The 19,830-nt window shown below is 63.9% G+C and carries 19 protein-coding genes and 1 pseudogene; 12 read left to right on the top strand and 8 right to left on the bottom strand.

Going from position 1 to position 19,830, the window contains the following annotated elements:
• Positions 1-413 precede the first annotated feature (413 nt).
• The 10 genes and pseudogenes from LGH83_RS05315 (at position 414) to LGH83_RS05270 (ending at position 12,131) form a co-directional block, all read left to right on the top strand.
• Positions 414-832: pseudogene (locus LGH83_RS05315) on the top strand (DUF1345 domain-containing protein).
• Between the two features lie 379 nt (positions 833-1,211).
• Positions 1,212-2,615, top strand: a complete 1,404-nt coding sequence (locus tag LGH83_RS05310; RefSeq protein WP_227400906.1) for an LLM class flavin-dependent oxidoreductase — start codon at positions 1,212-1,214, stop codon at positions 2,613-2,615.
• Complete coding sequence (locus LGH83_RS05305) at positions 2,612-3,382, top strand: ABC transporter ATP-binding protein (RefSeq protein WP_227400905.1); 771 nt, start codon at positions 2,612-2,614, stop codon at positions 3,380-3,382. Before LGH83_RS05310 ends, LGH83_RS05305 begins: the two co-directional genes overlap by 4 nt.
• Before the next feature lie 7 nt (positions 3,383-3,389).
• Complete coding sequence (locus tag LGH83_RS05300) at positions 3,390-4,268, top strand: branched-chain amino acid ABC transporter permease (protein ID WP_227400904.1); 879 nt, start codon at positions 3,390-3,392, stop codon at positions 4,266-4,268.
• Between the two features lie 3 nt (positions 4,269-4,271).
• Entirely contained in the window at positions 4,272-5,324 is a 1,053-nt protein-coding gene (locus LGH83_RS05295) for a branched-chain amino acid ABC transporter permease (RefSeq protein ID WP_227400903.1), read from the top strand.
• Positions 5,325-5,454: 130 nt separating this feature from the next.
• Complete coding sequence (locus tag LGH83_RS05290; RefSeq protein WP_227400902.1) at positions 5,455-6,795, top strand: ABC transporter substrate-binding protein; 1,341 nt, start codon at positions 5,455-5,457, stop codon at positions 6,793-6,795.
• Positions 6,796-6,805: 10 nt separating this feature from the next.
• Positions 6,806-7,609: an ABC transporter ATP-binding protein gene (locus tag LGH83_RS05285; RefSeq protein ID WP_227400901.1), complete on the top strand. Its 804-nt coding sequence runs from the start codon at positions 6,806-6,808 to the stop codon at positions 7,607-7,609.
• Positions 7,606-8,823, top strand: coding sequence for an acyl-CoA dehydrogenase family protein (locus LGH83_RS05280; protein ID WP_227400900.1), 1,218 nt, complete (start codon positions 7,606-7,608; stop codon positions 8,821-8,823). The genes LGH83_RS05285 and LGH83_RS05280 overlap by 4 nt, the downstream gene beginning before the upstream one ends.
• 47 nt (positions 8,824-8,870) lie before the next feature.
• Positions 8,871-10,115, top strand: a complete 1,245-nt coding sequence (locus LGH83_RS05275) for an SfnB family sulfur acquisition oxidoreductase (RefSeq protein WP_227400899.1) — start codon at positions 8,871-8,873, stop codon at positions 10,113-10,115.
• 819 nt (positions 10,116-10,934) lie between these two features.
• The gene (locus LGH83_RS05270; protein WP_227400898.1) at positions 10,935-12,131 is read left to right on the top strand and encodes an NADH:flavin oxidoreductase/NADH oxidase; all 1,197 of its coding nucleotides are present in this window, start codon (positions 10,935-10,937) and stop codon (positions 12,129-12,131) included.
• 206 nt (positions 12,132-12,337) lie between these two features.
• Here LGH83_RS05270 and LGH83_RS05265 read toward each other — a convergent pair whose 3' ends face one another.
• From LGH83_RS05265 to LGH83_RS05250, 4 genes are all read right to left on the bottom strand, one after another.
• Complete coding sequence (locus LGH83_RS05265) at positions 12,338-12,667, bottom strand: HNH endonuclease (protein WP_227400897.1); 330 nt, start codon at positions 12,665-12,667, stop codon at positions 12,338-12,340.
• Positions 12,668-12,837: 170 nt separating this feature from the next.
• Entirely contained in the window at positions 12,838-13,212 is a 375-nt protein-coding gene (locus LGH83_RS05260; protein ID WP_227400896.1) for a hypothetical protein, read from the bottom strand.
• A gap of 237 nt (positions 13,213-13,449) precedes the next feature.
• Positions 13,450-14,040 carry a hypothetical protein gene (locus tag LGH83_RS05255; RefSeq protein ID WP_227400895.1) on the bottom strand — a complete coding sequence of 197 codons (591 nt, stop codon included), beginning with the start codon at positions 14,038-14,040 and terminating at the stop codon, positions 13,450-13,452.
• 101 nt (positions 14,041-14,141) lie between these two features.
• Positions 14,142-14,774: an NAD(P)-dependent oxidoreductase gene (locus tag LGH83_RS05250; protein WP_227400894.1), complete on the bottom strand. Its 633-nt coding sequence runs from the start codon at positions 14,772-14,774 to the stop codon at positions 14,142-14,144.
• Between the two features lie 164 nt (positions 14,775-14,938).
• Here LGH83_RS05250 and LGH83_RS05245 point away from each other — a divergent pair, with 164 nt between their 5' ends.
• Both LGH83_RS05245 and LGH83_RS05240 read left to right on the top strand, forming a co-directional pair.
• The gene (locus tag LGH83_RS05245) at positions 14,939-15,397 is read left to right on the top strand and encodes a MarR family winged helix-turn-helix transcriptional regulator (protein ID WP_227400893.1); all 459 of its coding nucleotides are present in this window, start codon (positions 14,939-14,941) and stop codon (positions 15,395-15,397) included.
• A 320-nt stretch (positions 15,398-15,717) separates the two neighbouring features.
• On the top strand, positions 15,718-15,966 hold the full coding sequence (locus LGH83_RS05240; protein ID WP_413771104.1) for a hypothetical protein: 249 nt from the start codon (positions 15,718-15,720) through the stop codon (positions 15,964-15,966).
• A gap of 153 nt (positions 15,967-16,119) precedes the next feature.
• Here LGH83_RS05240 and LGH83_RS20020 read toward each other — a convergent pair whose 3' ends face one another.
• The 4 genes from LGH83_RS20020 to LGH83_RS05220 are packed head-to-tail and all read right to left on the bottom strand — an operon-like array spanning position 16,120 to position 19,770.
• Positions 16,120-16,476 carry a hypothetical protein gene (locus LGH83_RS20020; RefSeq protein ID WP_319799606.1) on the bottom strand — a complete coding sequence of 119 codons (357 nt, stop codon included), beginning with the start codon at positions 16,474-16,476 and terminating at the stop codon, positions 16,120-16,122.
• A 29-nt stretch (positions 16,477-16,505) separates the two neighbouring features.
• Positions 16,506-18,119 (bottom strand): DHA2 family efflux MFS transporter permease subunit, encoded by a 1,614-nt coding sequence (locus LGH83_RS05230; RefSeq protein ID WP_227400892.1) that lies wholly within the window; start codon positions 18,117-18,119, stop codon positions 16,506-16,508.
• Positions 18,116-19,264, bottom strand: a complete 1,149-nt coding sequence (locus LGH83_RS05225) for an HlyD family secretion protein (protein ID WP_227400891.1) — start codon at positions 19,262-19,264, stop codon at positions 18,116-18,118. The genes LGH83_RS05230 and LGH83_RS05225 overlap by 4 nt, the downstream gene beginning before the upstream one ends.
• A complete protein-coding gene (locus tag LGH83_RS05220; RefSeq protein ID WP_227400890.1) occupies positions 19,261-19,770 on the bottom strand; it encodes a winged helix-turn-helix transcriptional regulator in 510 nt (169 codons plus the stop codon). The genes LGH83_RS05225 and LGH83_RS05220 overlap by 4 nt, the downstream gene beginning before the upstream one ends.
• Positions 19,771-19,830 lie beyond the last annotated feature (60 nt).

The raw sequence follows: 19,830 nt of genomic DNA, 5'->3' as shown, positions 1-19,830 counted from the left end.
TTCATGTCGGACTACCCTGCTGACCGTAAGTTATCCGCCTGAGTGACAGCGTCTGGCGGGCCAATACAAGGGTCTAACTTGTTCAACGCAAGCAGTTCCGGCCCACGCTGCGAGAAAGACACACATGCCTCCACGACTTTATCTGGATCGTTTCCTCGCTTGCGCTCGATCCTCGGCCCATTCGCTTCTCGTCCGAGGTTGACGAGCGGGTTTGCTATCGGTCTCGTGGCATTCGCGCTGTGGAGCTTGTTCCTATCGGACTTGGAGTGGACGACGCGAGCGATTGTCTGCTGCGACCTCGTTTGCGTCTGGTTCATCGGCCTGACGCCCGGGCACATGCGCGTTCAATCGCTCGCGGATCTGAAGGCGCATGTGGCGGTAAATGCGAAGGCCAGGGTATCATTGTAACCGTGATGATCGCGGCCGTTGCCAGCCTCTGGGCGGTGGGCTTGGAACTCTCGCTGGCAAAGGATGCTCACGGGCTGGCGAAAGAGCTTCGGGTTGGACTTGCGCTCGCTACCGTTGCCCTCTCTTGGTTCACAACCCAATTGATTTTCGCTTTGCACTACGCCCACCCCTACTATGCGCCGGATCGATCCACGCCAGAAGAAGACGACGTGATCGAAGGCCTCGGTTTCCAGGCGGGCAGGAACCCGACAATGGGGACTTTGTGCATTTTGCGGTCGTGATCGGCGTTGCGTCCCAGACAGCAGACATCGCCTTCACGGCCAAACATCTCCGGCGGATTGGCACCGTGCACAGCGTGATCTCGTTCGCCTTCAACACCGCAGTGCTCGCTTTGGCCATCAATCTGCTCGCGGGGCTCTTTTAGCAAGTCCGATCCGCTCCAATCGCCTCGCATCACCTTGTCGCGCGGCGTGCTGAACAGAAGAAGACTGAGGAGGATCGCGACTGCTACTTGCAGTGATGATCAACAAGGCGACCTTCAAAGCTTGTTCAGACGCTTTGCTCTCGTGAGACTCACTCTTCGTTTCCGCGCCCGGTGATGCGGTGCGGCTCGACGTTCTGAGTGTCAGTCGTCCCACTCCCAAAAATTTGTGGCCACTCAACTAACGCTCAAAAAGGCGCGGCTTCGCTATTAGTCTATAAAACTTATAGACATTAGGAGCGGGATGCGTTCTGCTGGCTTTGCTGCGGCGCGGCGGGGCTCTCGATCGGCTCCTCCTGCCTGAGCGGCAGTGGAGTTAGGCATGACACGACAGATCCGCTTCAACGCCTTCGATATGAATTGCGTTGGCCACCAGTCGCCCGGGCTATGGGCGCATCCGCGCGACCGCTCGTGGCAGTACAAGGATCTGGATTACTGGACGGAGCTGGCCCAAACGCTGGAGCGCGGCGTGTTCGACGGCATTTTCATTGCCGACGTGCTGGGCGTCTACGACGTCTACAAGGGCAGCGCTTATCACGCGATCCAGCAGGGCGCGCAAATCCCGGTCAACGACCCGCTGCAGCTCGTGCCCGCCATGGCGGTGGTGACCAAACACCTCGGCTTCGGCATCACGGCCTCGATCTCGTTCGAGCACCCCTATCCGTTCGCCCGGCGCATGTCGACGATCGACCACCTCACCAAGGGGCGGGTCGGCTGGAACATCGTGACCTCCTATCTCGACAGTGGCGCCCGCAATCTCGGCCAATCCACGCAGGTGGCTCATAACGACCGCTACGATGTCGCCGACGAATATCTCGAAGTGCTCTACAAGCTCTGGGAAGGCAGCTGGGAGGACGGCGCCGTGGTGCGCGACCGCGCGGCGCGGATCTTCGCCCATCCCGAAAAGGTCCACGAGATCGGCCACAAGGGCCGCTTCTTCGACGTGCCGGGCTATCACCTCTCCGAACCCTCGCCCCAGCGCAGCGTGGTGATCTATCAGGCGGGCGCGTCGAGCCGCGGCAAAGCCTTTGCCGCCGAACATGCCGAATGCGTGTTCGTGGCGGCGCCCACCAAGACCATCCTGAAAGCCTATGTGGCCGACATCCGGCGGCGCGCCGCCGCGGCGGGCCGCGATCCGAAAAAGCTGTTCGTCTACACGCTGCTCACCGTGATCGTGGACGAGACGGACGCCAAGGCGCAGGCCAAGTTCGATGAGTACCAGCGCTACGTGAGCTACGACGGCTCGCTGGTGTTCATGTCGGGATGGACCGGCATCGACTTCGGCCAATATGCGCCGACCGACCTTGTGAAGAAGGTCGAGACCAATGCCATCATCTCGGCCGTCGAGGCCCTGTCGGACGGCGATCCCGACAAGACTTGGACCGTCGAGGAACTGGCGAAGTTCGGCGGCATCGGCGGCATGGGTCCGGTGGTGGTCGGCTCCGCCGCGACTGTCGCCGATATCCTGCAGGAGTGGGTGGCCGACACCGACGTCGACGGCTTCAACCTCGCCTATGCGGTGACGCCCGAAACCTTCGAGGACGTCGTCAATCTGCTGGTGCCCGAACTGCAGAAGCGCGGCGCCTATCCGCGCGCCTACACGGCCGGCACCTTGCGCGAAAAACTGTTTGGCGCCGGGCCCTATCTGCCGGCCAGCCATCCGGCGGCGCGCTATCGGGACATCGAGGGCATCAAGCGAGAGCAGACCGCCGAGGCCGCCGAATGAGCCCGCCCATCCTCGACGTGCAGCAGATCTCGCTCGCCTTTCGCGGCATCAAGGCTCTGACCAATCTCAGCTTTTCGGTCGAACGGGGCGAGATCTGCGCGCTGATCGGCCCCAATGGCGCCGGCAAGAGCTCGCTGCTCAACATCATCAACGGGGTTTACCGGGCGAGTTCGGGCCGCATCGTGCTGGATGGCGAGCCCTTTGAGCGGCCCACCCCCATGGGGGCGGCCCAGAGCGGCATCGGCCGCACGTTCCAAAACAACGCCCTTTTCCACCGGATGAGCGTGCTCGACAACGTGCTCACCGGGCTGACCCGGCTCGGGCGCTGCAATCTGCTGGAGATCGCCTTCCGGGTCGGCCGCCACCCCAGCGAACGCCGCGCCTTTCGCAAGCGCGCCGACGAGATCATTGGCTTTCTCGAGATCGGCCCCTATCGCGACACGGTGGTGGGCGGCCTGCCTTACGGCTTGCAAAAGCGGGTCGAAGTGGCGCGCGCCCTGGTGGCCTCGCCGAAGCTACTCCTGCTCGACGAACCCATGGCGGGCATGAATGCCGACGAGAAGACCGATCTCAGCCGCCTGATCGCCGAGATCAACCGGGTGTTCGGCACCACCGTGGTGCTGATCGAACACGACATCGGGGTGGTGATGGGCCTGTCGCATCATGTCGTCGTGCTCGACTACGGGCGCAAGGTCGGCGACGGCACGCCCGCCGAGGTCCGCCGCAATCCGGATGTCGTGGCGGCCTATCTCGGCACGAAACACTGAGGCCGGCATGTTTTTCCTCAACGTCCTGACCTCGGGCCTGCTGGCCGGCCTCATGTACGCCATGGTGGCGATCGGCTTCGTGCTGATCTACAAGGCCTCCGGCGTGTTCAATTTCGCGCAAGGCGCCATGGTGCTGTTCGCAGCGCTCACTTTCGTGACGCTGACCGAGCATGGCCTTCCCTTCTGGGCCGCCTTCCTCATCACCGTTCTGGTCATGATCGTCGGCGCGGTGCTGATCGAACGGCTCGTGCTGCGGCCCTTGGTGAACCGCAGTCCCAACACCCTGTTCATGGCGACGCTCGGCCTCAGCTTCGTGATCGAAGGGCTCGCCCAGACGCTGTTCGGCTCCGACGTGCATCAGCTCGATCTCGGCATCGACGACATGCCGCTCGATCTGTTCGGGCTGCAGATCAGCCTCTTTGACTTGGTCGCTTCGGCAGTTGCCGTCATCCTGGTGGCCGTGCTCGCCATCCTGTTCAGCAAGACTCGGATGGGCATCTCGCTGCGGGCGGTGGCCGACGACACGCTGGCGGCGCAATCGATCGGAATCCGGCTCCCGCGCATCTGGCAAATCGTATGGAGCGTTTCGGGTCTTGTTGCCCTGGTGGCGGGCCTGCTTTGGGGCGCCCGGCAGGGCGTGCAATTCTCGCTCTCGCTCGTGGTGCTTAAAGCCATGCCGGTGCTGATCATCGGCGGGTTCTCGTCGATCCCTGGCGCCATCGTGGGCGGCCTGCTGGTGGGCGCGACGGAAAATCTCGCCGACATCTATATCGGTCCGCTCGTCCACGGCAGCGTCTCGACGTGGTTCGCCTACATCTTGGCGGTGGCCTTCCTCCTCATCCGACCGTCCGGCTTGTTCGGGCAAGCCACGATCGCGAGGGTCTGAGCCATGACGGCCATCACCGCACAGGTTCCCGCCGCCCGGCCCCTGTTGAAGCGTCGCACCGTGTTGCTCGCGCTCGGCCTCGTCCTCCTCGCGGTCGTGCCGCTTGTGGGTAACGATTACTGGCTCAATGCGCTGATTATCCCGACCCTCGTCATGGGCCTCGCGGGGGTCGGATTGAACCTGTTGACCGGCTATGCGGGTCTCGTCTCGCTCGGCTCGGCCGCCTTCATGGCGATCGGCGCCTTCTCGACCTACAATCTGCTGCTACGCGCGCCCGGCATTCCGCTTCCGCTGGCGCTGATCGTGGCGGGGTTGATCGCGGCCGCGGCGGGCGTGCTGTTCGGCCTGCCCAGCCTGCGCATCAAAGGATTTTACCTCAGTGCCTCGACGCTAGGCGCGCAGTTCTTCTTCGAATGGCTGTTCACCAACTTCCATTGGTTTTCCAACGACAGCATGTCGCTGACCATTTCGGCGCCCCGCCTTGCCTTCCTGGGTTATAATCTGAGCTCGCCGGCCGGCCGCTACGCCCTCGTGGTCGTCACCATCCTGCTGCTGCTGTGGCTCGCCCACAACGTCATCGACAGCCGCATCGGGCGCGACTGGATGGCGATCCGCGACATGGAGACGGCCGCGGCCGTGACGGGCATTCCGGTCGGCCGCCGAAAACTGCTGGCCTATGGCGTCAGCTCCTTCTTCTGCGGCATCGCCGGGGCGCTCTGGGCCTTCTGCTATCTCGGCACGGCCGATGCCCATGCCTTTGATCTCGACAAGTCGTTCCAGGTTCTCTTCATCGTGATCATCGGCGGATCGGCCAGCCTGTTCGGCAACTTTCTCGGCGCCGCTTTCATCGTGCTGACCCCGATCGCCCTCGACCTGCTCGTGATGGCGCTCGGCCTCGACGGCCTCGTGGACCACGGCACGGTCACCAATCTGCTCCATGTCATCTTTGGAGCCATCATCATCCTGCTCCTGATCAAGGAGCCGGACGGATTGGCGAGCCTGATCGGCAGGCTGGCCCGACGCTTCACCGCCCAACCCCAAAGGGGATCGCCATGACCGCCAGCCCTTCGTGTTGACGCTCCCCTAGCGTCCGACTTTTCGCCTTTTTCTCCCCAAAGCAGGCCCCTGCGCCTCGACGGTTCGTCGAGGGCCTCGGGATCGGCTTGCCGTTCAGAAAGACATACTCGTGACCCGCACAAAGTCATCGGCGCTGCTCGGCGCCCTGCTCCTCGCCACCACCAGCCTCGCTGGCGCCCCGGCCCGCGCCGCCGATCACGCCGGAGAACAGCTCTACCCGCTGTTGTCCTACCGCACCGGCCCCTATGCACCCTCCGGCATTCCGCAATGGGCCGGCATTCGCGACTACCTGACCTATGTCAACGAGGTCCAGGGCGGCGTCGACGGCATCAAAATCTTCGTCCAGGAGTGCGAAACCGCCTATACGGTCGAGCGCGCCTTCGAATGCTACGAACGCTACAAGAACGGCTATGACGGCGCCCCCGTGGCGATCCTGATGGGGACCTCCAGCGGCTTCGACGCCGCGGCCTCCGACAAGGTGCGCACCGACAAGCTGCCCCTCGTCACCAATGCGGGTGGCCGCGAGGATGCGGTCGACGGCAGCGTCTTCCCCTACCAGTTCCCGTTACTCTTTGACTACTGGACCGAGTCGTCGATCGTCGTCGACTATATTGCTAAACAGGTCGGCGGCTACGACAAGCTGAAGGGCCTGAAGATCGCGACCCTCTACCACGATTCCGGCTATGGCCGCGACACGATCGAGCCGCTCGCCACGCTGTCGAAGAAGTACGGCTTCGAAGACATCGAAATCCCGGTGCCGCACCCCGGCGAGCAGCAGCAGGCGCAATGGCAGCAGATCAAGCAGCAGGGGGTCGACTGGGTGTTCTTCCGTGCCTGGGGCGTGATGGCGCCGGTCGGCATCAAGACGGCGGCCCGGGTCGGCTTCCCGGCCGACCATATCATCGGCGACATCTGGACTGGATCGGAAGAGGACGTGCGACCGGCGGGCGCGGCGGCGAAAGGCTATCTTGCCGTCTCTGTCTTCCCCTCGGGGACCGATTTCAAGGTCAGCCAGATCCTGAAGACCAATGTTCTCGATACCGGGAAAGGTGATCTTAAGGATCAATCCAAGTTCGGTTCGGTCTATTACAATGCAGGCGTTGTCACGGCGATCATCTATGTCGAGGCGCTGCGTACGGGGCACAAGCAATTCGGCAATCGGCCGCTAACGTCCGCCGAAGGCCAATGGGCACTCGAACATCTCGACATCACGCCGCAGCGGATCGAGGAGCTCGGCGCCACCGGCCTGCTTAGCCCGCTCAAGGTGACGGCCAGCGACCATGAAGGCAGCCCGGCCGCCAAGATCGTGCAGTGGGACGGCATCGCCTGGCACCCCAAGACGGACTGGCTGAGCGGCGACCGGGCGCTTTTCCACGACGCCATCTTCGCCAAAGCGGCGGCCTACGCCAAGGAAAAAAGCCTGCCCGCCCGCGATGCCGCCATCAACTGAGGCGCAAAGAATGACAGACCCCGCGCCGATGCTGCTCCGCCTCGATGGCGTCGAGGCCCTCTATGGTGACGCCATCCTGGCTCTGCGCGGGGTCTCGTTCGCGATCCCACAGGGGTCCATCGTGGCTCTTCTCGGCGCCAATGGCGCGGGGAAGAGCACGACGCTGAAGGCGATCTCCAACCTGCTCGGCGCCACGCGCGGCCGGGTCAGCAAGGGCACGATCGCTTGGCAGGGCGAGTCAACGGCCAAGTTTTCCCCGGCCGACCTCGTCCGTCGCGGCATCGTCCAGGTGCTTGAGGGGAGGCATTGCTTTCCGCATCTCACGGTCGAGGAAAACCTGCTGTCGGGCGGTTTCGCCCGCCGGCCCGGCCGGCGCGAGATCCGGGCCGATCTCGAGCGCATTTACGATCTGTTCCCGCGTCTCAGACTGCGGCGGCGCGCCAAAGCCGGTCTGCTGTCCGGCGGCGAACAGCAGATGGTGGCGATCGGCCGCGCGCTGATGAGCCGGCCAATCCTGATGCTCCTCGACGAACCCTCGATGGGGCTCGCCCCGATGATCGTCGAGGAGATCTTCGAGATCATCCATCGGCTCAATGCCGAGGACGGGGTCACCTTCCTGCTCGCCGAGCAGAATGCCCATTTGGTGCTGCGCTATGCCCACCACGGCTATGTGCTGGAGAACGGACACGTGGCCGCCAGCGGCACGGCGGTCGATCTGTCGCGTCGCGATGACGTCAGCGACTTCTATCTCGGCGGTGCCTCGACGGCCACCACCCCCAACCATCCCCCTTTCCCGATCGAGTTTGTCTCATGACCCACCATCGTTCGACCTGGGGCTCTGACCCCAGCGCCAGCTACGATGCTCTTGCCGAGCGCTTCCGTCCTGTGTTCCAGCGCATCCGGAAGGGGGCCGTGGCACGTGAGATCGACCGCACCTTGCCGTACGAGCAGATCAGATGGCTGAAGGAGGCGGGCTTCGGCGCGATACGCGTTCCGCGCGAGCAGGGCGGCGCGGGGGCGACCCTGCCAGAGGTTTTCGCGCTGCTGGCCGAACTCGCCGAGGCCGATTCCAACGTCACGCAGGCACTGCGCGCCCATTTCGCCTATGCGGAGGATGTGCTCAATTCGGCTGACCCCGAGCGCCGCGCGCGGTGGTTCAAGCGCTTCGTGCGTGGCGATCTCGTGGGCAGCGCCTGGACCGAGATTGGACCGGCCAAGATGGCGGCCTTTTCCACCATCGTGACCCGGCAGGACGACCGCTTGCTGCTCAACGGCGCAAAATTCTACACGACCGGATCCATCTTTGCCGACTGGATCGACGTCGGGGCCGTGGATGGGGAGGGTGAAACGGTGTCGGTGATCGCGGCCGTGGGCGCGACCGGCGTCGGCATCCTCGACGACTGGGACGGCTTCGGCCAAAAGCTCACCGGCAGCGGCACCGCGACCTTCACCAATGTCCCCATCGCGCCGGAGCATGTCGTTCCAGGCGACGAACGCTTCGGCTATTCCGCCGCATTCGTGCAGGTGGTTCATCTGGCAACGCTGGTGGGCATCGCCCGCGCGGCCGCCCAGGATGCCGCGTCCGCGGTGTCCCAGCGCACCCGAACCTATTCGCATGCCGCGGCCAGCCGGTCGGGCGACGACCCTCAGGTGCTGCAGGTGATCGGCCACCTGCATGGCCTCGCCTATGCGGCGGGCTCCATCGTGGCCAAGACGGCCGAGGCCCTGCAGCGAAGTTTCGAGGCGCGGCATGTCGCTGAGGATGCGGAGATCGCCAATGTGGCGGCCGAGATCGAGGTCGCGCAGGCGCAGCCCGTGGTGTCGGCGCTGACCCTGGAGGCGACCGCCGTCCTGTTCGATGCGCTCGGCGCGTCGGCGACCAGCCGCGCCAAGAGCCTCGACCGCTACTGGCGCAACGCCCGCACCATCAGTTCGCATAATCCGCGCATCTACAAGGACCGCATCGTGGGCGATTACGTGGTCAACGGCACGCGTCCGCCGTTCCAGTGGCGCATCGGGCAGGCCTGACGCGGCAGGCCTCCACGCCTTTTCCCATCCTCCAGGATATCCCGATCATGAGCACCGTCTTGTCCCGTCACCGCGACCCCACACTTTTCGAGGCGCCGCCGGCGCGCGCCCGCGCCGCTCGGATCATTCGCGACGATGCCGAGGCCCTGAGGGTTGCGACCGAGATTGCGGCCATCCTGGCGCAGGGCGCCGCCAAACGGGACCGCGAGCGCATTCTGCCAGTCGAAGAGTTGGAGCTGTTGTCGGACGCGGGACTGCTCGCCATCACGGTCCCCAAGCCCTATGGCGGCGCGGAGGTCAGCGCCGGTACCGTGGCGCGCGTCATGGCGCTCCTCAGCGGGGCGGACGGCTCGATCGGACAGATTCCACAAAACCACTTCTTCATGCTGGAGGCGCTGCGCCTGGAAGGAACGGAGGAGCAGAAGCAGTTTTTTTATGCTCGCGTGCTGGCGGGCGAGCGGTTTTTCAATGCGCTGTCCGAGAAGGGCACGCGGACGGCCCATGAGTATGCGACACGACTGACCCAAGACGGTGCCGATTTCCGGTTGAACGGGCGCAAATTCTATTCGACGGGTGTGCTGTTCGCCCACTGGATCGCGGTCGTGGCCAATGGTGACGACGATCGCACCATGGTGGCCTTCGTGCCCCGCGACGCGCCGGGTATCACCACCCTCGACGATTGGACGGGGTTCGGGCAGCGCACCACGGGCTCGGGCACGACCGTGCTCGATGACGTCGCGGTGCATCCCTTCTGCGTCCTCGACTTCGCGGCCCTGTTCGAACGCCCGACCCCGATGGGACCGTTCGCGCAGATCATGCATGCCGCGGTTGAGCAAGGGATCGCGGAAGCGGCGCTCGACGAGACGGTGCGCTTCGTCCGCACGGTGAGCCGACCCGTGCGGGAGAGCGGCGTCGCGGCTGCGAGCCTCGACCCCTACACCATCGCCTTGGTGGGCGAGATGAAGATCAAAACCGATGGATCGGGAGCGTTGCTCGACCGCGCGGGCCATGTCGTCGACGCCGCCACAAGGGCGCCGAACGAGGCCACGGTGGCGGCCGCCTCGGTGGCGGTCGCCGAAGCCAAGGTGGCCACGACCGAGGCGGCGTTGTTCGTCAGCTCCAAGCTGATCGAACTCGGCGGCTCAAGCGCGACCCTGGCCGAATACAACCTCGACCGCTATTGGCGCAACGCCCGCACCCATACGGTTCACGACCCGGTCCGCTGGAAGTATAAGATCATCGGCAATTATGTGCTCAACGGAGTCGCGCCACCGCGTCATGGTGCGATCTAGCAATCCGCCATCGTCGTTCGTCGCAATGGGAGCCAGCGCCGTCGCGCTAGTTCTTAATTCGATGTTTGGCCAGCCTCGTCGCGAGCGGCAGGCGGGGATTGCACCGATTGCGTTGAAGAAGTCGGTCGATAAACGGATTTACAGAGCGGCCGCCTGGTGGTGGTCGGGGGCCCGAGTCTGACGCCGGGGTTGGCGTGGGCATCGGGAGCAGCTTTGCGAGCTTGCTGAGGTTCTGGGCAGCCGCCGCGACGCGTTCTGTAAAGGCCCTCTTTGATTTGGTGGTCCTGGGTCCGCCAGAACGACCGGAGATGCGCTTTCTCGTCCGACCCGCCGTTGCGCGGGCAGACGATGTGGTCGCCACCACGCTGCGGGCGTGCAATCCCGGGCACGGCAGATGCCGCCGTCACGATTAAAGATGACCCGAGATGGACAGATCAGCCGCTTCCGGCGCGACGGCATCGTCCGAAGCGCCATCGGCCAACTTTCTTTGACTCAGTCACCTCGGTCACCCCGATCGAGCGGAGCGGTCCCCCGCACGCGTCTGCGAAACCAGCGCGTCGACCTGACGCAGCTTGCTTGCAATCTCCTTGGATTTTGGTCGTCTCGCCACAATCCATCCGACAGGCTTGGAAGCCATACATCGAGCTGGACCATTCAAAGACATAAAATCATGTTTGATTTCCGTGTTTTTGATAGCCATACTTCGTTATGCAAGTACCTTTACCAATTTATATTTGCCTAAACAGCTTATGATTTGAGCATTAGCTCAACTATGCAGCGATAAGGGTCGATATTTACGCAGTGAACGAAGGAAGTCTCATGCCGAATCTTTTTACCCCGTTCAAGTTGAAGGACATCACGCTGCGCAATCGCGCCGTCATGTCGCCGATGACGATGTATCGTTCGGTGGATGGGAAGATGGACGACTTTCATGTGAGCTATTTAGGAGCCCGCGCCGCCGGCGGCTTTGCGCTCGTTTTTCCCGAGCAGATTGCAATCACGCCGGATGGGCGCACGACGGTGCAATGCGCGGGCCTCTACGATGACGATCAGATTGAGGGACATGCCCGTGTCTGCTCGATCATCGAGACCTTTGGCGCCGTGGCCGCAATTCAACTCGGCCACACCGGCCGAAAGGGAAGCGAGATCGCCCCGCACAAAGCCGTCAACGACGAAGGCTCATTCAAGCAGCTCTCGCCCGACCATCCTGATGGCTGGACCTGCCGGGCCCCATCCGCCATCCCATTCGGCACCGGCGGCCATATCTACCCTGTCAAGGAGCTCTCTGTCGAAGAGATCAAGGACATCCATAAGGCCTATGCTGCGACGGCTAAGCGTGCGCTCGACGCCGGCTACAAGTGGCTTGAGATGCACTACGCCCACGGTTATCTCGGCGCCAGTTTCTTTTCTCCACTCGCCAACCAGCGCACTGATGCATACGGCGGCAGCCTCGAAAATCGAATGCGCTTCCACCTAGAAGCGCTCGACGCGGTGCGCGAAGTCTGGCCCGAAAAGTATCCGCTGACGATGCGCCTCGGCGCCGACGACCTCAATCCCGCTGGCACTCAGTTCGAGGATTCCATTGTTGCCATCCGGGCGATGAAAGAGCATGGGCTCGACCTCGCCGACCTCTCATTGGGCTTCAACACCGATGACATGAAGGAGAATTTATTTAACGACGTCGGCTTTATGGTCAGTCGCGCGGCGCGCGTTAAGAAGGAAGTCGACATTCCCGTCGGCACCAGCTGGAATCTCGGTATCCCGGCTAACGCCGATAAAGTGATCCGAGACGGCCTCATTGACCTCGTGTTTCTTGGCCGCCCCGCGCTGGCCAATCCAATTTGGCCGCTCTGGGCCGCGCGCGAACTTGGCCATAGCGACCCATTCTCGCTCGTACCGGAGGATTGGGCTTGGTGGTTCCGCAACTTCCGCGGCCATGCGCCTAGCATGGGCCTGCCGCCGGCGGCCGACCACGTCGCCGACAAGGTGGTAAAGACGATGGTGGCCGCAGAGTAATAACAACAGTTTTCGGCGTTTTTTAAAAACCCAGAAAATCTCTGCGTGAGACGACGTCCGGTCCCAACCCCCCCCTTGACCGGTGGGGATCGACCCCCCCAACCCCTCGGTCAGGCACCGGCGCCCAGCCTGAGGGGCCGGGCAGGTGCATCGGACGGTCGGGACAGGCGATGAGGCCGGAGAACCGAAGACCAGCCAGCGGGCTCCTATGAGGCATTGAATCGGGAGAAGCGGCCATCGCCGCGCCGAGTGCCGTCCAGCCCCTCTTTGACCTGGTTGTCGTGGGTCCGGCAGAGCGACCGGAGGTTGGCCGGGTCATCCGACCCGCCGTTGCGCGGGCTGACGACGTGGTCGACCACGACGGCGCGGGCAGGGCAGCCGGGCGCCGTGCATTGATGTCCGTCGCGGCCGAAGATGACCTGGCGCAGCGCATCCCAGTCGGTCGTCCGGTACCGAGGATCAGCGGTCTTGGGCGGCAGCTTGGCGATGGAGAGGTCAGCCGCTTTCAGGCGCGAGGGCATCGTGCGAAGCGCCATCGGCCAACCTCTCTTTTCCTTCCGGGAATGTCTCTTGTCGGAATCTATCCGATGCGGCGTAGTCGCAGATAGGTGGAAGAGAGATGGTCCGCTTCTGGATCCAGATCGTAATGGCGGACTTTGGTGTTCTGGCGCGGGTGACCACCGCGATGGCAGCCACCCGTGCGCGCTTACGCCGAGAAGTTGCGGTCCGCGGAAAATGCGACTGCCTTTTGGGCCTGCAATGCCGCCAGCCGCGATGCCAGCGATTTCGAGATGTTCTCGTAAGCCGTACTCGTGAGGGTCAAACGCAAGGGAGGTTTCTCTGCCTCTCCGGCCGCAATCATGGCATCGACGCTCCGAGCCGCGTCCCCCGTCAGGATGAAGTCCCCGCTGGCGAGCGCTCGACGGATGTCGCCGGAGAGTGTCTTGTCATAGGCCGCCGTGGGTTCGGGGCCTTCGATGTTCGCTCCGAAACTCGTGGGGGTCGGACCCGGCTCCACGATCACAAATCCGATCCCGAATGGCGCTACTTCTTGTGCCACCGCCAGTAATGTCAGATTCATCCTCCCGACGCCGACATTCGAGGAGCATTCGCTTTGAAAAATGAGCTTCAGAAGCGATCCAACTAGGCCGGATTATTTCTGGGTATGCCAATTCTCAGAGGTAACCTGAATTTGCCGAAAGGCCGCTTAGGGGACTGCTGCCGCCCTTCGCGAGCTGACGTGACTGCCGATCCTCGATCAACACCGGATGTCGAACCAGCATTGTGAGCCGAGTTTGATTGTCGCGGTCGAACCTTTTCAGGACGACGTCGGCAGAACGATGCGGTCGACGCGGTACAGGTCAGCTGTAAGGGAACGTGCGAGTTCGGCCACCCGACGCTCGTGCTCCTGCATGTCCGGACGCGCCTGAATGGCCATCATCGCTTCGGCACTCTCCACCTGGAGGTACTCGACGATGCGGCTCCCGTTCGTGCCGCGATGGAACGACACGCTTCGGACGGCCGGGAAGGCCGGCAGGAACGTGTCCGTGCTCACGTTCAGTTCGTTGAGTAGCGCTTCGGCCCGGGCGGGATCGACCTCCATGTCCACGATGAGCGCAACGGTGACATCCTCGGCGATGGTCACCACGCCGTCGTGCATCAAGGGCGCAGCGTGGCTTCTGACATCGGTGATCCGCACCATCGAACGTGTCAGTCGCCCATCGAAGGCCGACCCTGCGGCCCCGGTCGCCCACCGAGTGTACGTCGCTATCTTATCCGGGTGCTGGATAGCCCGATGCACGGCGGCACCGAGAAACGCGGGGCTCTCCAGGTCATCCTCCGAAGGGAGGGCGTCGGCGCTGGTCCCGATCGCGATCGAGGCCGTTCCGTGTCGGGCAATGGTGAGCATGAAGTGTTCCCTTGTTGATCGATTGTTTATGGTCGGAGCCCGACCGTGGGCTCGCGTTCGGGCTGGCATCCAAGGCGGCCGAAGTCCTAGCCTCGATCGCGTCAGTATGAGACGGCTATGGTCCGGCTCATGGGGGCGGCCGCACTGACCTGCCGCAGCGCCAGATCGGCCACGTCCGCGCGAGAGATCGACTTGCTGTCGGTGATCGTCCCCGTCGGGTCCGTGCGATAGTGCTGCGTTAGCGGACCGTTGGTGAGCCGCACGGGCCGGATCACCGTCCAGTCCAGGGTGCTGGCGGCAAGAACCGCCTCCATCCGCAGCATGTCGCCGTATTTATGCCGAAGCAGGCGTTGTAGCGTCACGCGGTACCACAGGGGTGTCGTCGGCTCATGGGCAACTCCAACGGAAGTGATCCCGACGAAGCGGTTAATGCCATGCCGCCGCATGCCCGACAGGATGTTGTGGGCGGTGTCGACGTGAAATGTCATCGGCGTCAGTGAATTCGTGATCCCGGCGACTCCAAGCGCCGAGATGACGGCGTCCTGCCCGACCAGGGCTTCATCGAAGGTGTTCTCGTGGAGCGCGTCGCCCGGCATCACACGAAGGCGGTCGAACGAGAGTCCGAAACGGTCAGGCCGGCGGACGATGGCTGTCACTCGATGGCCCATCGCCAGGGCCTGCACGATCAAATGCAGGCCGGTGCGGCCGCTGGCGCCGAAGATGACGATGTCCATTGTGTCACTCCTGTCGTGTTGGCCCCGGCACGGCTTCGTCAATGAAGCGAGGGGTCGCGGCAGCGCCCGTGTCGCAGGACAAGAGATAGAAGGTTCGCTAAAATAGTAAATATGTTTATCGTTATTTTTCTCCCACGGTGCCACCTCCCTGTTAGGAGCAGGTGATGACCATCGATGATGCTTTCTTCGCCGAGCACTCGCTAAAGACACCGGACGACAGCCTCGGCTTCGTGCTGTGGCGGGCGACCCACGCGTGGCAGCGCTTCCTGGATCAGGACCTTTCGGTCCTGGATCTCACCCACCTGCGGTTCGCGTTACTCGTCGCGCTCGCTTGGCTCAGCCGAGACAACGGACACGTCACCCAGCGGCGGCTCGCCGACTTCCTGGCGATGCATCCGATGCAGGTCAGCCAAGTCGTCACGGCCCTCGAGAAGGGTGGCCTCCTGGAACGTCGCCCGTCATCGCTGGACCGCCGCGCTCTCGCCTTATGCCTGAGTTCAGCGGGCGAGATCGCGCTGAGGCGCTCCATGCCTATCGTCGAGGACGCACACCGCCGCTTCTTCGACAAGCCCGGGATCCAGTGCGACGAGGTACGTCGCAGCCTCTTGGCAATGCTAGGCTGATCCCGGTCTCTTTCGGAACGCTGGATCGAAAAGGCCAGCAGCGGATACTTAAACGTAGAGATGGGTCGACAGCAGCAATTCGGCTCCGGGAATGTCGATTATCGGAAGCTGCTGGACTCAAGAAATGCGTCAACTAGGTTTGAAGCTGCCCTAAGTTTGGCGCGGTGCTGCTGACTATGGACCGCTGAGGAAAGCTCGCTGTCTCACCCGTTGCGGGACGTTCGCTGGCGAAGCTAAAAGCTAGATCATGACCCTGGACGAGCTTGGGACGCGCATTTGCATTATGGGACCGTCCAACAGCGGTAAGTTCACGATGGCGGATGCGGGCGCGGGGGCTCGTGCCGATCCATCTCGATCAACTTTACCACCTCCCGCATACCGATTGGGTTTCCCGACCGGAGGACGAGTTTGCCGCCCTTCATGACGCGGCCATCATGGGTCCGCGCGGGGTCATCGATGGCAATTACTCGCGGCTTCTTCCTCAAAGGCTGCAGCGCGCTACCGGGTTCGTCCTCCTCGATGTCCCCACCTCGGTCAGCCTGTACCGCTATATCCGGCGGTGCCGGTGACCGCCTATCCGGGCGATGCAGGACCGGCGTTCTCATCGCTCGGTTGGGGTATGTGGCGAAGCCACGTCAGCTTTTGCAGAGGATCGACATCGCCGTTGGGCCGGCCGTGTCGCCGGGCTTTAGCCACGCCGGGACGCATGTTTGCCGGCCTGACTATAGTCCGACGCGGCCGGCGGCGACCGGCCGAGGAGGCCCGTCAGCCAAGCGAACCAGCGTTTTGCCGAAATTCCGGCCCGCCAGCATGCCGACGAAGGGCGATGGCGCGTTCTTAAGCCCCTCGGTGACGTCCTCGCGATACTCGATCCCGCCGCCCGCGACGCCGATCGATACCGCATCCAGGACCGTACGGCCGCGCATGTCAGAGTCGAGCGACAGGAACAGTGTCCGGAGTAGCAAGCCGCCCGGCGGGCAGGAGGGAACGGGGATCTCTTCAAGCCGGAAGTTCTCGGGTTGGACGGGTCCCTCCGGCCGGGAGGCGAGGACGATCTGCCTGGTCATCAAATCGGTCATGGGGAACCCTTTCAGCTGACGCGCCGGTCTCAATGTCCGTCGCTGGAGGGCGCCTTGGGCGCGGCGATCTTGCGCATCAGCGGCACGCAGGCGGTGGCAAGGGCGAAGCAGATCGAGATCAGCAGGAAGGCGTCGGCGTAGGTCATGGTCTGAGCCTCGCGCCAAGTCAGCGACCAGAGCTGCTTCAGCGCTGCCGTTCGCCCATGCGCGGCGTCGCCACCGAAGAGCGTCGCATCGCGAGCTCCCACGCCGGCGACGAGGTTCTGCATCGCGGCATTGCCGGCCGTCAGATGTTCGGCCAAGCGAAGGAAGTGGAGGTTGGCGCGGTCGTTCAGCACCGTACCGCAGGCCGCGATGCCAATGGCACCGCCGAGGTTGCGCATCAGGTTGAAGAGGCCCGAGGCAAGCTTCAGCTTCTCGGGCCGCAGGCCGCCGAGCGTCAGCGTTACCGTTGGCGCGACGGCGAACTGCTGGGCAAAGCCGCGGAAGGTCTGCGGCAGCAGCAACTCGCGCCAACCCCACTCATGCGTGATGGGCGTGAAGCTCAGCATGCTGAGACCCATCATCGCGAGGCCGAACATCAGCAGCCAGCGCAGGTCGATGTGGCGTGCCGCAAGCGTGTAGACTGGGATCGCCATCACCTGGAACACGCCGGTCGTGAACACGGCCTCGCCGATCTCCAGGGCACTGAAGCCGCGCACGCGGCTGAGGAACAGCGGCGTCAGGTAAATCGTGGCGAAAATCCCGATGCCGGTCACGAAGGAGAAGAAGCATCCAAGCGCAAAGTTGCGACTCTTCAGGGCCGTGAGATCGACGACCGGCTGCGCCGCCGCGAGGCTGCGCCAGACGAAGCCGATCCCGCTCGCGGCCGAGATCAAGGCCGTGGTCCGGACGGTGTCGTCCTCGAACCAATTCCAGCGCGGCCCTTCTTCCAGCGCGTATTCAAGGCAGCCCAGGAACATTGCCATCAGCGCCATGCCGAAATAGTCGGCTCCCTTGAGCAGGGACGGGTTCGGTTCGTCGATGCGGACCATCAAGGGAACGACAATCGCGACGAAGACGCCCGGTACGAGGTTCACGAAGAACAGCCAGTGCCAGGAGTAGTTGTCGGTAATCCAGCCGCCCACCGTGGGACCGAGGGTCGGGGCAAGCGACGATAGGGCGCCGAGGGTCGCGGCGGCGGCGATGATCTTCTTGCCCGGAAAAAACGCGAAGGCCGTGGTGTAGACGGTCGGGATCATCGAGCCGCCCAGGAAGCCCTGCAGCGCCCGGAACACGATCATGCTCTTGATGTCCCATGCCCAGCCGCACATCAGGCTGGCAATGGTGAACCCCACGGCCGAGGCACAGAAGAGCCAGCGCGTCGACATCACGCGCGACAGGAAGCCCGACAGCGGGATGACGATGATCTCGGCGATGAGGTAGCTCGTCTGCACCCAGGCAACCTCATCGGGACTGGCCGACAAGCCGCCGCCGATGTCGGCGAGCGAGGCCGACACGATCTGGATGTCGAGCAGCGCGATGAAGAAGCCCACGCCCATGGTCGCAAAGACGAAGATCTTGCGCGCATCCGACAGTTCCGCGGGAGGGACGATCGCCCGTTGGGGAGCTATCCGGCTGGCGGGGAGAGCGGCGGCGGTCATTCCGTCGTCTCCACCGGGCCTGATGCCGCGACCGCCCCGCCTGCCGATGTCGTGCGCTCGTCGACGGACGCCGTCACCGACAGGCCCGGCCGAAGGCGGCCGAGCAGGCTGGCGTCGCCGTCGAGTAGGACGCGAATGGGGACCCGCTGCACGATCTTGGTGAAGTTGCCGGTGGCGTTCTCGGCCGGGAGCACGCTGAATTGCGCTCCGGTGGCGGGCGCTAGGCTCGCGACATGGCCCGTGAAACGCGCGCCAGGCAGCACGTCGGCCTCGATCGTGACCTCCTGGCCCGGATGCATGCCGGAGAGCTGATTCTCCTTGAAGTTGGCATCGACCCAAAGGCCGCGGGCCGGAACCAGTGAGACGAGCGCGGCGCCGACGGTTGCGTAACCGCCGACGCGGGCGCTGCGGTTGCCCACGACGCCATCGACCGGCGCGCGTAGCTCGGTATAGCCTAGGTTCAGCCGCGCAACGTCGCGGTCGGCGCTGGCGACGTCGAGTGCCGCGCCGGTCTGCTTCTTTTGCGTGTCGATCACGTCGAGCTGGCGCGATGCCCCTTCAAGAGCCGCGCTGGCCTTGGCCACGGCGGCGATTGCCTTCTTGTGGTCCGCGTCCGCTTGCTCGAAGCGCTGCGCGGAGGCGTACTGGTCGGTGGACAAAGACTTGTAGCGGTCGAAATCGAAGCGGGTACGTGCGGTCTCGGCCTTTGCCGCCTCGAGGTCAGCCCTTGCACCGTCCAGCACCGAGTCCTGCAAACGTCGCTCCGCATCGAGATTGGCCAGCGCCGCTTCCTGCGCCTCGACGCTCGCGTCGGCGCGGGCGAGCGCGGCTCGGTACGGTCTGTCGTCGATTCGCACCAGGACGTCGCCGGCCCGCACGGCCTGGTTGTCCGCCACCGGCACGTCCGTCACGAAGCCGGCCACCTGGGACGCCATCGCGGTCACGTCGGCGCCCACATAGGCATCGTCGGTGCTTGCGAAAAAGCGGCCGACCGTCCACCACTGGTGGCCATAGAGGCCTCCGGCGACGACGACTGCCAGGACGCCTCCGCCGAGCAGCAGGCGCTTGACGGAAAAACGGCTTCGAGCGGCCACCTGTGCAGGCAATGGCCCCGCCGTCGTGGTCTCGAATGTCGCGGCGCTCATGGCTGTTCTCCCTCAATGAACCGCGCGGGGTGGCGTTCGAGCCGCCGCTGGACCCGTTCGCTCGCGGCCGGACCGGGGCTGACGCGGATGTCGGCGAGGGGCACGGTGGTGCCCGTTGTCGGATCAACGAAAGCCGTTTCGACGAGGTGACCAGAGCGCACGTCGCGGATTTCGACGCTGGCGCCGTCCGGCGCGTAATGCCGATTGCCCCATTCGAGCAGCGCGAGCAGCACGGGCCGGAAGTCGCGGCCGCGTTCGGTCAGCAGGTATTCGTAGCGTGGCGGCCGCTCCTGGTAGCGGCGGCGCTCCAGCAGACTAGCTTCGACCAGCACGCCGAGGCGCTTGGTCAGCATGGTCGGCGCGACGCCCAGGCTTTGCTGGAAATCGTCGAACCGCGTTACGCCATAGAAGGCGTCGCGCAGGATCAGAATGCTCCACCACTCGCCGACCCGCTCCAGGCTACGGGCGATGGCGCATTCCATGGTGCCGAAACTCTTGCGCTGCATGACGTCATTCCAGTAACTACTATCATAGTAGTTACAACTCGCGGGACGATCCCGCAAGGC

It is taken from the genome of Lichenihabitans sp. PAMC28606, from assembly GCF_020616535.1.
GTDB classification, from domain to species: domain Bacteria; phylum Pseudomonadota; class Alphaproteobacteria; order Rhizobiales; family Beijerinckiaceae; genus Lichenihabitans; species Lichenihabitans psoromatis.
This window is presented reverse-complemented; position numbering and strand designations above follow the sequence as displayed.

What these genes read in the sequence shown, in the direction of transcription:
- LGH83_RS05310 (WP_227400906.1), top strand. Translation starts at nt 1,212, where the DNA reads ATGACACGACAGATCCGCTTCAACGCCTTCGATATGAATTGCGTTGGC.
- LGH83_RS05305 (WP_227400905.1), top strand. Translation starts at nt 2,612, where the DNA reads ATGAGCCCGCCCATCCTCGACGTGCAGCAGATCTCGCTCGCCTTTCGC.
- LGH83_RS05300 (WP_227400904.1), top strand. Translation starts at nt 3,390, where the DNA reads ATGTTTTTCCTCAACGTCCTGACCTCGGGCCTGCTGGCCGGCCTCATG.
- LGH83_RS05295 (WP_227400903.1), top strand. Translation starts at nt 4,272, where the DNA reads ATGACGGCCATCACCGCACAGGTTCCCGCCGCCCGGCCCCTGTTGAAG.
- LGH83_RS05285 (WP_227400901.1), top strand. Translation starts at nt 6,806, where the DNA reads ATGACAGACCCCGCGCCGATGCTGCTCCGCCTCGATGGCGTCGAGGCC.
- LGH83_RS05280 (WP_227400900.1), top strand. Translation starts at nt 7,606, where the DNA reads ATGACCCACCATCGTTCGACCTGGGGCTCTGACCCCAGCGCCAGCTAC.
- LGH83_RS05275 (WP_227400899.1), top strand. Translation starts at nt 8,871, where the DNA reads ATGAGCACCGTCTTGTCCCGTCACCGCGACCCCACACTTTTCGAGGCG.
- LGH83_RS05270 (WP_227400898.1), top strand. Translation starts at nt 10,935, where the DNA reads ATGCCGAATCTTTTTACCCCGTTCAAGTTGAAGGACATCACGCTGCGC.
- LGH83_RS05265 (WP_227400897.1), bottom strand. Translation starts at nt 12,667, where the DNA reads ATGGCGCTTCGCACGATGCCCTCGCGCCTGAAAGCGGCTGACCTCTCC.
- LGH83_RS05260 (WP_227400896.1), bottom strand. Translation starts at nt 13,212, where the DNA reads ATGAATCTGACATTACTGGCGGTGGCACAAGAAGTAGCGCCATTCGGG.
- LGH83_RS05255 (WP_227400895.1), bottom strand. Translation starts at nt 14,040, where the DNA reads ATGCTCACCATTGCCCGACACGGAACGGCCTCGATCGCGATCGGGACC.
- LGH83_RS05250 (WP_227400894.1), bottom strand. Translation starts at nt 14,774, where the DNA reads ATGGACATCGTCATCTTCGGCGCCAGCGGCCGCACCGGCCTGCATTTG.
- LGH83_RS05245 (WP_227400893.1), top strand. Translation starts at nt 14,939, where the DNA reads ATGACCATCGATGATGCTTTCTTCGCCGAGCACTCGCTAAAGACACCG.
- LGH83_RS05240 (WP_413771104.1), top strand. Translation starts at nt 15,718, where the DNA reads ATGCGGGCGCGGGGGCTCGTGCCGATCCATCTCGATCAACTTTACCAC.
- LGH83_RS20020 (WP_319799606.1), bottom strand. Translation starts at nt 16,476, where the DNA reads ATGACCGATTTGATGACCAGGCAGATCGTCCTCGCCTCCCGGCCGGAG.
- LGH83_RS05230 (WP_227400892.1), bottom strand. Translation starts at nt 18,119, where the DNA reads ATGACCGCCGCCGCTCTCCCCGCCAGCCGGATAGCTCCCCAACGGGCG.
- LGH83_RS05225 (WP_227400891.1), bottom strand. Translation starts at nt 19,264, where the DNA reads ATGAGCGCCGCGACATTCGAGACCACGACGGCGGGGCCATTGCCTGCA.
- LGH83_RS05220 (WP_227400890.1), bottom strand. Translation starts at nt 19,770, where the DNA reads ATGCAGCGCAAGAGTTTCGGCACCATGGAATGCGCCATCGCCCGTAGC.